Below are 14089 nucleotides of genomic sequence, written 5' to 3'. Positions count from 1 at the left end.
AAGACCGACATGACGCAGGACGGGATCATAGAAGAGGAGGGCATGCGTCCGGCGGAGATCGAGGTGGACCAGGAGCTGGTGGACAACATCCGCAGCCTCCTGGAGGCCGGGCAGCGCGGCATGGTGCTCAACATCGTGGCCGACCTGCACCCGGCCGACCTGGCCTCGCTCATGGCGCACCTCTCCTTCGACGAGGCCCGCCACCTGTTCCAGTGGCTGCCCGTGGAGCAGGCCGGCGAAGTGCTGGCCGAGCTCGACGACGACTACCGCGCCGAGCTCCTGGAGGCCGAGTCCCCGCAGCGGCTGACGGCCATGCTCGGCGAGCTCGACACCGACGACGCCGCCGACGTGCTGGCCGACCTGCCCGAGGAGGTGGCCCAGACGGTCCTGCCCCACCTCGAGGACGCCGCCGACCTGCAGGAGCTGCTCGGCTACGAGGAGGACACCGCCGGCGGCCTCATGGCCCGCGAGTTCGTGGCCGTGCCCGTCTCCTGGACCGTCGCCGAGGCCATCGAAGAGCTGCGCCGCCACGCCGACGTGGTCGAGGACGTCTACAGCGTCTTCGCCGTCGACGAGGACGGGCACCTCCAGGGCATCGTCTCGCTCAAGCAGCTCCTCCTCGCCGACCCCGCCGCCCGCATCAGCGACGTCATGGACCCGGACGTGGACTACGTCACGGCGGACGTGGACCAGGAGGAGGTGGCCCGGCTGATGGAACGCTACGACCTGGTCTCCCTCCCCGTCGTCGACGAGCAGGGACGGCTCATCGGGCGCATCACCATCGACGACGTGGTGGACGTCATCCGCGAGGAGGCCGAGGAGGACATCCAGCGCATGAGCGGCGTGGCCGGCGGCGAAGAACCCACCGACTCGGTCCTGCGCATCGTGCAGGGCCGCCTGCCGTGGATCCTCGCCGGCATGGTCGGCTCGGGCGTGGCCGCCTTCGTCATCGGCTACTTCTCCGGCGCGCTGGCCGTCGTGCCGGTGCTGGCCAGCTTCATCCCCATCGTCATGGCCACCGCCGGCAACGCGGGCATCCAGAGCTCCGCCATCGCCGTGCAGGGCCTGGCCTCGGGCGACGTCTGGGCCAGCGACATCCTCCGCCGCATGCTCAAGGAGCTGCTCGTGGGCCTGCTCAACGGCCTCATCGCCGCCCTCATCATGGGCGCCTTCATCCTCGCCGCCGGCCACCTCTACCCCGACAAGATCGCCGACCCGGCCCGGCTGGCCCTCACCTCCGGCGCGGCGCTCATGCTCGTGATCGTGCTCGCCACGGTCATCGGCGCCACCATCCCGCTGCTGCTCAACCGCATCGGCATCGACCCGGCCATCGCCACCGGTCCCTTCATCACCGGCAGCAACGATATCCTCGGCACGCTCATCTTCTTCTGGCTCGCCACCCACTTCTACCTGTCCTGAGCCGCCGGCGCCGGGTGACGCCGGATTGCGCTGGCTCCGGTGCTCCCCCCCAAGGTATGCGCGGCCTTCACCCCGCCTCGTGGGCCCGGATGATCCGCCGGACCTCCTCCGCCGTGATGTCGCCCTGTTCGGTCTTCGAATAGATCGTCACCAGGATGATCCGCTCCGGGGTCTTCAGGTAATACAGCATGCGGTAACCGCCGCTCTTGCCGCGCTGCGCATCGCTATTCCTGATCCGGACTTTGACCTGCCTCCCGGATCTGGTCGCCCGGCGTCTCGCCCTGCTCGATCCTACGGATCACCGGAGCCACGTCCGACCGAATGTGCCGGTATTTCCGCGCAAGCCGCCGGATATTGCGCTTGAACTCCGGCGTAAAGGCAACCTCCACCCGCCGGCGTTCTTCACTCGGCATCGAGATCCTCCCAGAGTTCGGAGACGGGCCGGGTCTCGCCACGGAGAGCCTCTTTCCATCCCTGGCGGAAGCTGTCCTGAGCCGCAGGCAGCGTGACACTTTCTCGGAAAGCGCGGACCAGCTTCAGGAAGGCCGGTAAGAACTCGGGAGGGATTTGCTCCAGTTCGCGGAGCACCTCGCTTCGGTATTCAGGACGAGCCGTATCCATGTTTCTCCTCTACATGGATGGGTCCAGATGCAACGCCCGAGGATAAACCATGATTCAGCCAACGCTGCTTCCCGCCTGGGTCGACCGGTGACCTCGCAGCCACCATCCCCCTGCTGCTCGAGCGTCTCGGCATCGACCCGGCCATCGCCACCGGCCCCTTCATCACCGGCAGCAACGACCTCCCCGGCACGCGCCTCTTCTTCTGGCTCGCCACCCCCTTCTACCTGTCCTGAAGCACCCGCGCCGGTGGATGAGGAGCGAGCACATACATAACGACTTGGCGCTCACCGGCACAGGGCCTGCGGGCACCACGCTTCAATGTCGGGAAAACCTACAGCGACAGCAATGACGGTTGAACTGGTACCGACCTGCCCTGGGTCCGCGTGCAGCGCCTGCTTAGCTGCCCATCCCTGGCGGTAAGTATGCATTTTCAGTTTATCTTGATCTCTAGGGAAGCGGGCTTAAAAACGCCATAATCCAGCCTGACTTCTGACTAAATCAACTTGCTGCCGGAGATGCGTAAGGGCCTCCGACAACACGCTACCCTGAGCAACAATGAGGGCCACGGTGAACCTCTTTTTTTGACCCTGCGCCAGCGAGAACGGACCGGCTGCCGTCAGGCTCCGAACGTCAATGGGAACATCCAACCAGCCGGTTTGCGTGACAGGATCACCCGTAAAGGCGTAGGACGTTGGGGTATCTGTGGTCGGATCGATCATAGGGTCTCCCTGGCTGGAGAGGCCTTGTAACCGGTAAAGCACATCTTGAGGATTTCGCAAGGTTGCCTCACTAAAATCATACTCGGGACCTACATTCTTTCGCAAAATAGTATGACTAGTAACCGTATGAGGAGCCTCCGATGCGACCGGCGATTCCAGAAAGGCCAAACCGAATACGAGAATGGGACACCCTAGATCTTGGTCTCCAGCCGCCGCACGGGGATAGGTGTAAGAAAGGGCACGGGCTGTATCGTAGCCTGTCGCATTGGCAATCAACGAGTAGCAGCGCCCCATATCGAGGTCCACATCGGCAAAGAACCCGATGTAGAGATCGGTGAACGCCTCAGTCGCGTCGTTAGTGATCTCGTACTGCACAAACACCACATCCCGAAGTTCAGAGGCACTATAGCCGTAGACAGCTTGCGTAACGTACAGACCGGTTAGGGGTGGAGTTACCCCGCTTTAGTGGACAGTCAGCAGCTTTCGGCTGCGACCTGTGATTGGTGTCTTCTTTCGTAGCTCACCGGCGACTGATACTCCAGGGCCGAGTGCCGCCGATGCGGGTTGTACCACCCTTCAATGTAGTCGAAGATCGCCATCCGCGCCTCGGCCCGCGTCGCGAAGGCCTCACGGTCGATGAGTTCGCATTCAAGCGTAGCGAAGAAGCTCTCGCACATGGCGTTATCGTAGCAGTCACCGACCGAGCCCATTGACGGCTCCACACCCGCTTCCCGACAGTGCACCCCGAAGGCAATCGAGGTGTACTGCGACCCCTGGTCGGAGTGATGGATGACCGCCTCCGGCTTCCGCTGCTCAAGCGCCATCTCCAACGCGGCGACCACCAGCTCCGTCCTCAAGTGATTGGCCATCGACCAGCCCACGATACGGCGACTGAACGCGTCGAGCACAACAGCCAGGTACAGGAAGCCGGCCGCCGTCGGCACGTAGGTGATGTCGGCCACCCACAACTGGTTCGGCTCGGTCGCGGTGAAATCCCGCTCGACGAGATCCGGCGCGGGTCTAGCTCCCTCCCTCCGCCGCGTCGTGGTGGGTCCTTTGCGGCGGCTAATGCCGTGCAAGCCGGCTGCTCGCATCAAACGAGCTACACGCTTGCACCCCACATGCACGCCTTGATCCTTGAGTTCGGCATGGATACGGGGGGCGCCATAGGTGCCGCGGGACCACGCGTGGATGGCATGGATCTGCTCGGTCAGCATCGCGTCGTCTCGGGCTCGCTGGGAAGGGACTCGGTTGCGCCAGGCGTAGTAGCCGCTGGTGGAGACCGCCAGGACTGCACACATGACGCGGATGGGGAATTCGGCCTGGTGGGCGTCTATGAACGTGAAGATCGCTTCGGTATCACGTTCGTCTCCTGAGCAAACCAGGCCGCGGCCTTTGCCAGGATGTCGCGCTCCTGCTGGAGACGACGGTTCTCCTTGCGGAGTTGGCGCAGCTCCTCGCGCTCTCTCGAGGTGAGCCCGTCGGTGCGGGTACCCTCGTCGCGCTCAGCTTGTTTGATCCAGGTGCGGATGGTTTGTTCGGAGGGTTCAAATTCTTCAGCGAGTTCACGCGGGCTACGACCGGCCTGAGCCAGTTCGACGAGTCGCTGGCGGAACTCGGTAGGATACGCGGGACGTGTTCGTGGCATGGGGACCTCTTCGTTGTTCGTAAGTGGAAGATAGTCCACCAAACCGGGTTAACTCCAAGGCGGGTTTCACCCGCTTCAATGGAATAAAGTGCAATGGACAGATTCTGGCAGCCATCTGCCGATCAAGTCAAATAGTGCTGTAAAAACGCCTTTCGCCTGGCTGGGTCGCTAAGCAGCTGATCGTACCGGATCTTCAGCCGCCTCTGGGGCGGCACGGGCGCGCTTCCAATGCCAGGTCGACTCCAGGTCAAAATACCGACGGCCCGAAAAGCCGCGTCTCGTGCTGCTCGGCCGGCAGCGCCCTGACAAGACGAACCGCTGAAGCCACGTCGGGAAAGATCCAAAGCACCCGCTCGCGCCGGCGGATCTCCTCGTTCAAGCGCTCAAGCATGTTCATCGTGCGAAGACGACGACGGAAAGGCCAGACCAACACCTGCATCGCAGCCTCCAGACCGCCTTCCGGGACTGCCCGCGCCACATCGGCCTTGTCCCTCAAAGACCGCGACCAGTTGCGCAATGCGTCTCGGACGTGCGTCCGAGACGGGCCTCGGTCCCGCTCTCACGGCGAAAGAGCCGGCGCAGATGATCGACCAGCTGCGCGTGGTGGGCCCCGGGCGTGGCCCCGAGGACGTTGCGCATCAATTGAACTCCTGGCAGACGAGGATGAGTCGTCGCGGCTCCGGGGCACGCACAGCGTCAGCATGCCCACGCGTGTGGTCAAGCGCCGGGCCCGATAGCCGTAGGCTTGCCGGGGCTGGGTGCGCGCGTAGGGCTCGGCACCGAGATGCCCGGTCGTCTCGGCTTCGAGGATCTGGTTGAGTACTGGTTCGAGGAGCGCACGCAAGGGATCGTCTCCGGTGAAGAGGTCTTGGACCTGGTTGGCGTCGAGCGTAACCTGGAGCATAGGGCCATCGTGGGTCGTTGGGTTCATGGATTGTCTGAAAGCAACCCCGGCCTAACGGAAGACGCTGGCCTTTTCCATCTCAAACCTTTTTACAGCAATCGGGACACGACCTGGTCCGTGCGTAAACGCGTGAGAACGTCGAGTTTGCCGTTCTGGAGTGGGTATGGTAGTTTAGCCATCATCGCTTACTCGGATCACAGGGTTACCTTCCACCGGTCGAGTACGAAGAAGTCTACTACAGCCGCTGTGAGGAAGATCTCATCGAAGCGGTATTCAACCAACCAAGCCTCCGGTTTTCCCGAGACGGTTCAAGGTAACGCCTAACGGCATCCTTCACCTCGGTGTTAGCACATTCATACAAGAACGAGGATTTTTCCATGTCAAGTGAGGGAATCTTTCAAATTGCATTGATCTTGGCTACATTTCTGTGTTCCCTGGTTGCAGGCTTTTTGCTTGCTTTTGCCCTAGTGGTGATGCCTGGCATAAAGAGTTTAAATGACTCGGATTTCATTCGAGCTTTTCAAGTGATGGATCGCATTATTCAAAATAATCAGCCGTTTTTTGTGTCGTTATGGGTTGGTTCAGTTGTGGCCTTGATTATCGCGACTGTGCTTGGTATCGCACAATTTGAAACTAGATATATACTTATAATATTCGCCACACTCGCCTATCTTCTCGGCGTCCAATTACCGACAATCACTATTAACATACCGCTGAATAACAAAATACAAACTCTGGATGTCGATACCATGAGTGAAACAATGCAAAGAGCGTTTCGTCAAGACTTTGAATCACGTTGGAACCTATGGAATTCAATCAGGACAGTCTTTGCGAGCCTGGCATCTGCTTTGTTAATAATTCTACTATTCATGATTTGAAGAACGCAGCCCTGTCAAAAGCCATCATGAACGCAAAAAACTTAACATAACAACATATCATACAATAAATGCAAAATGATTCACAGAATTAGAGAAATTTTTTTGTGATTGGTGACACTGGCAAGACTGGCCGTCGTGTGGTGGAACAGCTTCAAGTACGCAACATCTACGCAACATCAGTAGCTTCAAAATCCAGGGTATAGGAACAGCCCGGGCATGTCGCTTCGACAGCCCTGCCGAAGTACATGCGCAAGACGCGTTCGCTGGAAGCACTTGTATCTCAAGGGCGTCTCGACCGGTGCCCCCTCAGAGGCACCGGCCGCGCTCCTGGGAACGGTTGCTCCAGGGCTGAGCAGCCGTGGGCGACGGAACCCTCGGCTTCTGGAGCACCTTGCACGGAAGTCTACAGCCAGACGCACTGGCCGCCGTGCCGAGTGCATAAGACGGCCAACGTCTTAAACACCCTGCCCAGGTCGTAGCAGCTGAAGACGAAGCAGCGCATGCACGAGATCTCCCTGGCCGAGACCAAGGAGAAGGCCGAGGCAGCCTTCGACTTCTTCATCGCCGCCCACGAGGCCAGGTACCCGAAGGCGGCCGACTGCCTGGCCAGGGACCGAGAGCAGCGCTCGGCTTTCTACAACTTCCCGGCCGAGCACGAGCGGCACCTGCGCACGACCAACCCGACCACAGCAACCTTCGCCACGGTGCGGCTGCATACGGTGAAAGTGCGGGGCTGCTTCTCCCGCGAGACCATAGTATGGAATTCAGTGTGTTGTGCAGCAATGCCTGGGCCATCGTCGGTTCGATCGAGGCGGTACGGCGCGAGGTCGAGGCATGGGTAGCGGCACACAACGCGGCCGCCACGGTGTCGTGGCACATGACCACGGACGATGTCCGTCTAAACCTGTGACGGCTTTACCCATCACTATAAGCTTGCCAGTACACTCAAGACTTGATCGTCTCATACTTCAGAACGAGTGTTTCACCCTCGTTTTTTTCGGTTTCATGTCGCTTCGGCTGCCGGACAAGGCATTCAAGCATAGCTTTCGTTCCGAAACTACTCCTGAACCTGAACTCCAGCGTCCGATGAGAAACCTCACCTATGTCGTTGTGCTCCTGCTTACCGTGGGAGCGACGAGCGGTCCTGCCCGTGCTCAACAGGACATCTTCGCCGAGAGCACCCCGGAGGAGCGCGCAGCGCTTCTGACCGACTACCTCACCGAATTGCTTGCCCTGACCGACAGCACACAGATTGAGCAGGTCCGGCAGATCAACCTCACCTACGCCCGGAAGAATGAGACCGTCATAATGAGCAACGACAGAAGGCTGGCAAAACTCAAAGCATTGCGAGCCTTGAACGAGCAGAAAGATAAGGAACTGCGTAGGGTCCTGACCGATGCTCAGTTCGCGACGTATCAACGAAACAAGGAGCAACTGAAGCAGGAACTGAAAAAACGGATGAAAGCCCGCCGGGAGGGATCTCAATGAAGCTGTTCGCAATGCATCCGGTACGTGTGCGTACTTCAAGTGATCGTCTCGTCTTGTGCTGCAACCTGATTGCTCTGCTGGGAGCGGTTGGTTGCAGTAGCTACACGCCCGTGCCTGCTCCCTCGCATCGTCTATACGACACGCTGATGGTAGACGGACGCCTGCGTACCTACCTCCTCAATCTGCCACCTAGCTACGCCGACAGTGCCGATCCCTATCCGCTCGTCATAGCACTCCATGGCCTGGGGGGTGATGCATGGCAGTTCGAGCGGGATTACCGGTTCACCGACAAGGCTACAGCCGATGAATTCGTCGTCGCATACCCGGAAGGAATCCCCAGCCGTGGACCGTTGCGCCTGCGTATGTGGAATGCAGGGACCTGCTGTGGCGAGCCTGTCGAACAGAACGTCGATGATGTAGCCTTCATCAGCGCACTGATCGGTCATCTGGTGGCTACCTATCGGATCGACCCTCAGCGAGTCTATGTGGCCGGCATGTCCAACGGCGGCATGATGGCCTACCGGCTGGCCTGTGAAGTCGCCGATCGGATCGCAGCAGTGGCGATAGTGAGTGGTACCATGGTAGTCAACGACTGCCGCCCAGCACACCCCATGCCCATCTTACATCTGCATTCGGTGCGCGACACGGTCGTGCCGTATAAGGGTGGTGAAGGCCTGGGAGGATATGTATTTCCATCGGTTGACTCCGTGCTCACGGTTTGGGGAGAAGTCAATGGCTGTGCCCCCTCCCCTCGGTCGATCACATTCAAGGACTATTCCCTCACCACATGGTTCTCCTGTGACGCGGGCGCAGAAATTGAAATGTATTTGACCGAAGATGGTGGGCATGCCTGGCCCGGAGGACGAAAGCCGAGACCTCGCGCGGACACACCATCGACCGCCATTGATGCCAATACATTGATCTGGGCGTTCTTCCAGCGCTTCCCGCCCCCCTAACCGTGATAGAGGTGGGCCAAGCGTATCCTACTGGCCCACCTGCCGTACAGGTCAGTAGACTCACCATCGTGAGGATGTCCACGAACAATACGACATCTATGGGAAAACATTGCACCCGGGGCGGGAAGCTGCCTCCCAGACAGATGCTGATCCTGTGCTCGTCGCTGATGACGACCGCCTTCGTTACGCTGCCTCGGATAGGGTTCTGGTTCCAAATACAAAAGACGCAGCCTGATATCACTCTCCATGGGCTCGATTTTGTACTGCGCTCCGTATATGCATTTGTCCTAGCGCTGCTATTCTTCTTGCTGAACCTAGAAGTGCGACAGATTCGCATCGCCGGCCTGACCATTCCCATGGAGACGTGGTATCAGCGCCTGATCGTAAATATTGCGGTTCTGGTTGTGGCAAGCAGCGCCCTGATCGAACTCCACCTAGCGCTGTTCGATCCATACCTGCACGAACGGTTCTTCAAGGCGCTCATGATGGGCACAAACACACTGGTTATGGTCCTCTCGATGCTGGGATCATCCATCTACACACTTATCCAGCAGAAGCATCAGGTCGAACTCGAAAACTTGATGCTCCAGCACAAGGAGGCCGAGATGCGGTACAGCGCTGTCAAACACCAGCTGAACCCGCACTTCCTATTTAACACATTCAACACGCTGACTGCGCTGATTACGAGCGATGCGCACGCCGCCCTGCGGCTGGTCGATACCATGGCCGAGGTCTACCGGTATGTACTCCGAGTATCTTCAGAGAACTTAACGACCGTGGCGGAAGAACTCCGGTTTGCTGCAGCCTATGCCGATATGCTCACCCAGCGGTACGCCGATAAACTCACCGTGGCGATGCAGGTAGATGCATCCCTGTATGCCGGTATGGTGCCACCGCTAGCCGTACAGATGCTGATTGAAAACGCGGTCAAACACAACGTCGTTTCCAGGAAGCGACCCCTTCGCGTCGAAGTGTATTCCAGCAACGACGGGGCGATCGTTGTGTCGAACAATCTGCAACGACGAACGGGGCCACGTACTTCGAACGGAATGGGATTGTACCACCTCAACGAGCGATACCGGTACCTGTGTGGTACAGAGATCCATGTCCAGGAAACGACCGACACATTCCGGGTCACCGTGCCCGTAATTGCGCCAGAAGAGCCTGGGCGTTGAGTATGAAGATCCTGATCATCGAAGACGAAGACCATGCCGCCAGCCACCTGCGGACTCTGCTTGGTGCCTGTACAGACGAAGCCGACGTTGTAGGAGTCATTGACAGCATAGAAGAGGCTGTGCGGGTGCTGGCCACCGGCCCACCGCTTGATCTAATCTTTCTGGACATCTATCTCGCTGACGGCATCGCCTTCGAGATCTTTGAGCAGATGTCAATTGATACCCCCATCATCTTCACGACCGCCTACGACAACTACGCAATTCAGGCTTTTGATGTCAACAGCATTGATTACCTACTCAAGCCGATTCGCAAAGACGCCTTACAGAAGGCTTTGGCCAAGTTTAACCGGCTCGAGCAGCACCGGCGGCATGGGGTCGACAGCCGTATACTCGACCACCTGGCTTCACTGCTTCGTGAATCCCCGAACTACCAAAAGAGTTTTCTCATCAGCTACGGCGATCGCCTCCTGCCCGTGCTGGCCGATGATTTTGCCTACTTCGAAATCAAAAATGGCGTCGTGCGCGGCGTAACCTTTGAGAACAAGCATTTCATAATGGACGAGACACTGCAAGAACTCGAAGATCAACTGAATCCGACCATGTTCTACCGTGCCAACCGGCAGGTTATCGTCAACTACCGAGCGATTGTCGAGGTAACCTATTACTTCAATGGTCGGTTACTCGTCGGCGTGAAACCGCCTTCGGAGAACAAGGTGTTGATCAGCAAGGCACGGGCTTCGGCCTTCAAAAACTGGATACGGGGCCGGTGAGCCAGGATCTCTACCCCCGGCATCGGGGCACGTCAGGATTTTTGCGTAAACGATGCAGATCCCTATTATCCACTGATGTTACGTAGCAGGTGAGAACGCTAAGCCCCCTGCTTGAGTTGTTGGGTAACATAGCGTTTCTTGTGGGTTAAGCCAACGAGGTGAGGTGCCCCCATTCTTTGTACCAGGCGCTATGTTAGTGCAGGCACCGGTTCTTGATGGCCGTCTTTGATTTCGTTGCCGTTGTCGAACTGTGGGGATGTGGGCAATTCCGAAGGCGTTGTCCATATCTCCACAGGCTGCTTTTGTGTGGCTGCGGCGTATTCGGCGGACGTCAGGTAGTCCAGGCTGCTGTGGGGACGGTACTGGTTGTAACGACGACGATATTGCTCACTGAGTACCTTCGCTTCCAAGAGCGTCGAGAAGAGTTCTCGATCCAGCAGCTCGTCGCGAAACGTCGCATTGAACGACTCGACGTAGCCGTTCTGCCAGGGAGCACCCGGTTCAATATAACGCGTCTCAACCTCTTGGTCAGCCAAGAAGTGCTTGAGTGCCTCGGCGATGAACTCCGGGCCGTTGTCCGAGCGCAGATTCCCCGGCGGGCTATGCTCTTGGAAGAGCCGTGTGAGTTCTCGAATCACCCGCTCGGAGGTGACCGAACGCGAGACATCGATCACAAGGCACTCTCTTGTGTATTCGTCGAGCACGGGCATGAACTTCAACTGGCGACCGTCCTCGGTCGTGTCGAAGAGGAAATCCACACTCCAGACGTGACCTGGATACTGCGCCTTCAGACGCACACAGCCGTTACCACTTGTACCCAGACGGCGGCGTTTACGCTGCTTCTTGGGCACCTGGAGGCCGGAGCGCTTCCACAAACGATGCACGCGCTTGCGGTTGATCCGCCAGCCTTCTCGGCGCAGCAGACCGGTGATCATGCGGTAGCCGGCACGCGGATTGTCTTCGGCAAGCTGATGCATACGTTTGGTCCGTGTTCGGTCCTTCTCCGGCTTCTTCGAAGCGTAGCCCTGGGTCGAACGAGACTGCCCGAGTACTTTACAAGCCCGCCGCTCACTGACGCCCGGTTCCGCATCGAGATCCTTCTCAGCCAGGAGTTTCTTGAGGCGGGCGTTTTCCTTCTGAAGCTCCTTGAGGCGTTTGGCCTGGCTGTGATCCATCTGGCCGTAGTGCTTCTTCCAGCGGTAGACGGTCTGTTCGGCCACGCCGATCTGCCTGGTGGCCTCGGCGACGGTGGCCCCCTGTGCGGTGAGGGCTTCGACCTTGCGGAGTTTGGTGATGATCTGTTCGGGGGTGTGGTTTTTCTTCTTCATCGGGCTGCGTGGTTTGAGGCGTAGCCCTAACATACAACCTGGATCAGATTATTGGGGGCATTCCACCATGACCGCCCCCCCGCTCGCTGGGCCTTCCTGAGACATCTGGCCGTCAAGCGCCGACTCCACGCAGAACCAGGCCCTCTGCGCGCTCGTCTTCCTCTATCGCCATGTGCTGGGCATGGACCTGGAGGCACATTAGGCCCCTTCCCCCGTGCCCAGCGCCCCAGACGCCTCCCCGTCGTCCTGGCCCCGGCGGACGTCGCCGCCCTGTTCGACCACCTGCATGGGACGCCGCTGCTGGTGGCCCAACTACTCCACGGCAGCGGCCTGCAGGACCTCGACCTGCACGGCCGGCGTCTCGTCGTGCGCGGCGGTAAAAGCCGCAAGGACCGCGGGACACTCCTGCCAACCCGGCTGGAACCGTCCCTCCGTACCCACCTCGCTCAGGTCCGGCCGTGGTACGACGGCGACCGAGCCGACGGCGTTCCGGGCGTCTACCTGCCCGACGCGCTGGCGCGCAGGTACCCGCGGGCGGCCACGTCGTGGCCCTGGCGTCTTCGCCTCACCACGCCGGTCGACGGACCCGCGGACGGGCCTGGAGCGGCAGCATCACCTGGCGGCAGTCCAGCGTCTGCCGGCACAGGCCGCACACCGGGCAGGGCTGACGCAGCCGGTCTCGCCGCATACGCTGCGGCACTCGTTCGCACACACCTGCTCGAAGCCGGCTACGACACCCGCACCGTGCAACAACACCTCGGCCACGCAGACGTCTGCACGACGATGATCTACACCCACGTGATGGGGAAAGGCGCCCTCGGCGTCGTCAGCCCGCTGGACACGCTGTGAGCGCGTCCGTCTCCCCTCACGCCTTGCCCCCGGCGACGAACGTGGCCTCCAGCCCGTCCCGGATCGCGGTCACCGGCCCGGCCGGCATCCCTCCGTCTCCTACCGCACTGTTTTCCGGCGGTTTCGGATGTAGTCTTCGAAGAGGAAGGTGCCCAGCTCGTCGAGCGAGGCGTAGTAGGCCCGGCCCCGGTTGGCCTCGGTGAGCCGGCGGACGAAATCCTGGAGGTAGGGGTCGCGGGCGATCATGAACGTGGTGATGACGATGCCTTCGCGCCGGCAGATGACGGCCTCGTCCAGCACCTTGTTGACGATGCGTCGGTCCAGGCCGAAGGCGTTGCGGTACATCCGCCCGTTTTCGAAGTGGCAGCTCGGCTTGCCGTCGGTGATCAGAAAGATCTGCTTGTTGCGGTTCTTGCGGCGGCGCAGGATGTCGCGGGCGCGTTGCAGGCCGGCGCGGGTGTTGGTGTAGTACGGCCCCACGTTCAGGTAGGGCAGGTCTTTCACCGAGACCTCCCAGGCGTCGTTGCCGAAGGCGACGATGTCGAGCGTGTCCTTCGGGTAGTGGGTCATGATGAGCTCGGCCAGGGCCAGGGCCGTCTTGCGGGCCGGGGTGATGCGGTCCTCGCCGTAGAGCACCATCGAGTGCGAGAGGTCGATCATCAGCACGGTGGCGACGCTCGTGTGGTGGTCCGTCTCGTGCACCACGAAGTCGTCCTCGCGCAGGTCCCAGTCGTCGATGCCGGTGCGGCGGAAGGCGTTCGAGAGCGTGCCGGTGACGTCGAGCAGGTGGGGATCGTCGCCGAACTGCCAGGCCCGCGTCTCGGGCAGGCGCTCGTCGCCCTGGCCGGCGAAGGGGGTTTTGTGGCGGCCCTGCCGGCCTTTGCGCAGGCGCGTGAAGATCTCTTCGAGGGAACGCCGGCGCAGGGTGCCCTCGGTGCGCGGGGTGATCCGGATCACGCCCTGCGCGTCTTGCTCCAGGTACCCCCGTTTTTTCAACTCTTCGATGAAGTCGCCCAGGCCCATCCCCTCGTCGGTGAGGCCGTAGCGCTGGTCGAGCTGCGTCATCCAGTGAAGGGCTTCCGCGGCATCACCGGCCGTATACTGGAGCAGCTGCTGAAACAGTTCGAACAGCTTTTCGAAGGTGGTCGGTGCCCCCCCGTGGCGCTGCTCGTCCCACTCGGAATAACGGAAAAACATGGCGGCGGACCGGTTGATGAGACGAGAAACGCGAGCCGTCGTGCAGACCATCTTCACCTTGCACCGGCCTGCCCGGGCTGAAGCCCGCGGCTACAGCGTTTCCCTCCATTTATGGACCCCGGCGCTGGTGCGTGGTG

General features: G+C 60.2%; 17 protein-coding genes and 1 pseudogene. 9 read left to right on the top strand and 9 right to left on the bottom strand.

What is annotated here, in order from left to right; all coding sequences use genetic code 11:
- Positions 1 to 9 precede the first annotated feature (9 nt).
- Entirely contained in the window at positions 10 to 1419 is a 1410-nt protein-coding gene (gene mgtE, locus GQ464_RS11870; protein ID WP_166981080.1) for a magnesium transporter, read from the top strand.
- Between the two features lie 67 nt (positions 1420 to 1486).
- Here the strand turns inward: mgtE and GQ464_RS19040 are convergent, their stop codons facing one another.
- The 3 genes from GQ464_RS19040 to GQ464_RS11855 are packed head-to-tail and all read right to left on the bottom strand — an operon-like array spanning position 1487 to position 2040.
- Positions 1487 to 1654 (bottom strand): type II toxin-antitoxin system RelE/ParE family toxin, encoded by a 168-nt coding sequence (locus tag GQ464_RS19040; RefSeq protein ID WP_228350771.1) that lies wholly within the window; start codon positions 1652 to 1654, stop codon positions 1487 to 1489.
- Positions 1644 to 1832: a hypothetical protein gene (locus tag GQ464_RS19035; protein WP_228350241.1), complete on the bottom strand. Its 189-nt coding sequence runs from the start codon at positions 1830 to 1832 to the stop codon at positions 1644 to 1646. Before GQ464_RS19035 ends, GQ464_RS19040 begins: the two co-directional genes overlap by 11 nt.
- Positions 1822 to 2040: a hypothetical protein gene (locus GQ464_RS11855; protein WP_166981078.1), complete on the bottom strand. Its 219-nt coding sequence runs from the start codon at positions 2038 to 2040 to the stop codon at positions 1822 to 1824. Before GQ464_RS11855 ends, GQ464_RS19035 begins: the two co-directional genes overlap by 11 nt.
- Positions 2041 to 2144: 104 nt before the next feature.
- Between GQ464_RS11855 and GQ464_RS19220 the strand changes: the two genes are divergently transcribed.
- Complete coding sequence (locus tag GQ464_RS19220; RefSeq protein WP_166981102.1) at positions 2145 to 2273, top strand: magnesium transporter; 129 nt, start codon at positions 2145 to 2147, stop codon at positions 2271 to 2273.
- A gap of 228 nt (positions 2274 to 2501) precedes the next feature.
- On the opposite strand, the gene GQ464_RS11850 is transcribed toward GQ464_RS19220, so the two are convergent.
- The 4 genes and pseudogenes from GQ464_RS11850 to GQ464_RS19210 form a co-directional block, all read right to left on the bottom strand.
- The gene (locus GQ464_RS11850; protein ID WP_166981076.1) at positions 2502 to 3134 is read right to left on the bottom strand and encodes a hypothetical protein; all 633 of its coding nucleotides are present in this window, start codon (positions 3132 to 3134) and stop codon (positions 2502 to 2504) included.
- A gap of 98 nt (positions 3135 to 3232) precedes the next feature.
- A protein-coding gene (locus GQ464_RS11845; protein WP_166982020.1) for an IS3 family transposase occupies positions 3233 to 4407 on the bottom strand; the annotation gives its coding sequence in 2 pieces (ribosomal slippage) (positions 3233 to 4158 and positions 4158 to 4407; 1176 coding nt in all).
- A 277-nt stretch (positions 4408 to 4684) separates the two neighbouring features.
- Positions 4685 to 4840: pseudogene (locus GQ464_RS19215) on the bottom strand (transposase); the annotation flags it as partial.
- 126 nt (positions 4841 to 4966) lie between these two features.
- Positions 4967 to 5311 carry a transposase gene (locus GQ464_RS19210; protein WP_166980183.1) on the bottom strand — a complete coding sequence of 115 codons (345 nt, stop codon included), beginning with the start codon at positions 5309 to 5311 and terminating at the stop codon, positions 4967 to 4969.
- A 377-nt stretch (positions 5312 to 5688) separates the two neighbouring features.
- On the opposite strand from GQ464_RS19210, the gene GQ464_RS11835 reads away from it, so the two are divergent.
- The 6 genes from GQ464_RS11835 to GQ464_RS11810 all read left to right on the top strand — a co-directional run bounded on the left by GQ464_RS11835 (position 5689) and on the right by GQ464_RS11810 (position 10578).
- Positions 5689 to 6189, top strand: a complete 501-nt coding sequence (locus GQ464_RS11835; RefSeq protein WP_166980181.1) for an anthrone oxygenase family protein — start codon at positions 5689 to 5691, stop codon at positions 6187 to 6189.
- A gap of 500 nt (positions 6190 to 6689) precedes the next feature.
- A complete protein-coding gene (locus GQ464_RS11830; protein WP_166980179.1) occupies positions 6690 to 7031 on the top strand; it encodes a transposase in 342 nt (113 codons plus the stop codon).
- 244 nt (positions 7032 to 7275) lie between these two features.
- Complete coding sequence (locus GQ464_RS11825) at positions 7276 to 7677, top strand: hypothetical protein (RefSeq protein ID WP_166980177.1); 402 nt, start codon at positions 7276 to 7278, stop codon at positions 7675 to 7677.
- Positions 7674 to 8633, top strand: a complete 960-nt coding sequence (locus GQ464_RS11820) for an extracellular catalytic domain type 1 short-chain-length polyhydroxyalkanoate depolymerase (protein ID WP_166980175.1) — start codon at positions 7674 to 7676, stop codon at positions 8631 to 8633. Before GQ464_RS11825 ends, GQ464_RS11820 begins: the two co-directional genes overlap by 4 nt.
- Positions 8634 to 8776: 143 nt before the next feature.
- The gene (locus GQ464_RS11815) at positions 8777 to 9808 is read left to right on the top strand and encodes a sensor histidine kinase (protein ID WP_166980173.1); all 1032 of its coding nucleotides are present in this window, start codon (positions 8777 to 8779) and stop codon (positions 9806 to 9808) included.
- A 2-nt stretch (positions 9809 to 9810) separates the two neighbouring features.
- Positions 9811 to 10578, top strand: coding sequence for a LytR/AlgR family response regulator transcription factor (locus GQ464_RS11810; RefSeq protein ID WP_166980171.1), 768 nt, complete (start codon positions 9811 to 9813; stop codon positions 10576 to 10578).
- A gap of 188 nt (positions 10579 to 10766) precedes the next feature.
- Here GQ464_RS11810 and GQ464_RS11805 read toward each other — a convergent pair whose 3' ends face one another.
- Positions 10767 to 11906, bottom strand: coding sequence for an IS3 family transposase (locus GQ464_RS11805; protein WP_423816152.1), 1140 nt, complete (start codon positions 11904 to 11906; stop codon positions 10767 to 10769).
- 303 nt (positions 11907 to 12209) lie between these two features.
- Between GQ464_RS11805 and GQ464_RS19095 the strand changes: the two genes are divergently transcribed.
- Positions 12210 to 12755: a tyrosine-type recombinase/integrase gene (locus tag GQ464_RS19095; RefSeq protein WP_166980169.1), complete on the top strand. Its 546-nt coding sequence runs from the start codon at positions 12210 to 12212 to the stop codon at positions 12753 to 12755.
- Between the two features lie 99 nt (positions 12756 to 12854).
- Here the strand turns inward: GQ464_RS19095 and GQ464_RS11795 are convergent, their stop codons facing one another.
- On the bottom strand, positions 12855 to 13952 hold the full coding sequence (locus tag GQ464_RS11795) for a vWA domain-containing protein (protein ID WP_166980167.1): 1098 nt from the start codon (positions 13950 to 13952) through the stop codon (positions 12855 to 12857).
- Positions 13953 to 14089 lie beyond the last annotated feature (137 nt).

The organism is Rhodocaloribacter litoris, assembly GCF_011682235.2.
Taxonomy (GTDB): domain Bacteria; phylum Bacteroidota; class Rhodothermia; order Rhodothermales; family ISCAR-4553; genus Rhodocaloribacter; species Rhodocaloribacter litoris.
Note: the sequence above shows the minus strand (reverse complement) of the source record. Positions and strands in the feature narration are given on the sequence as shown.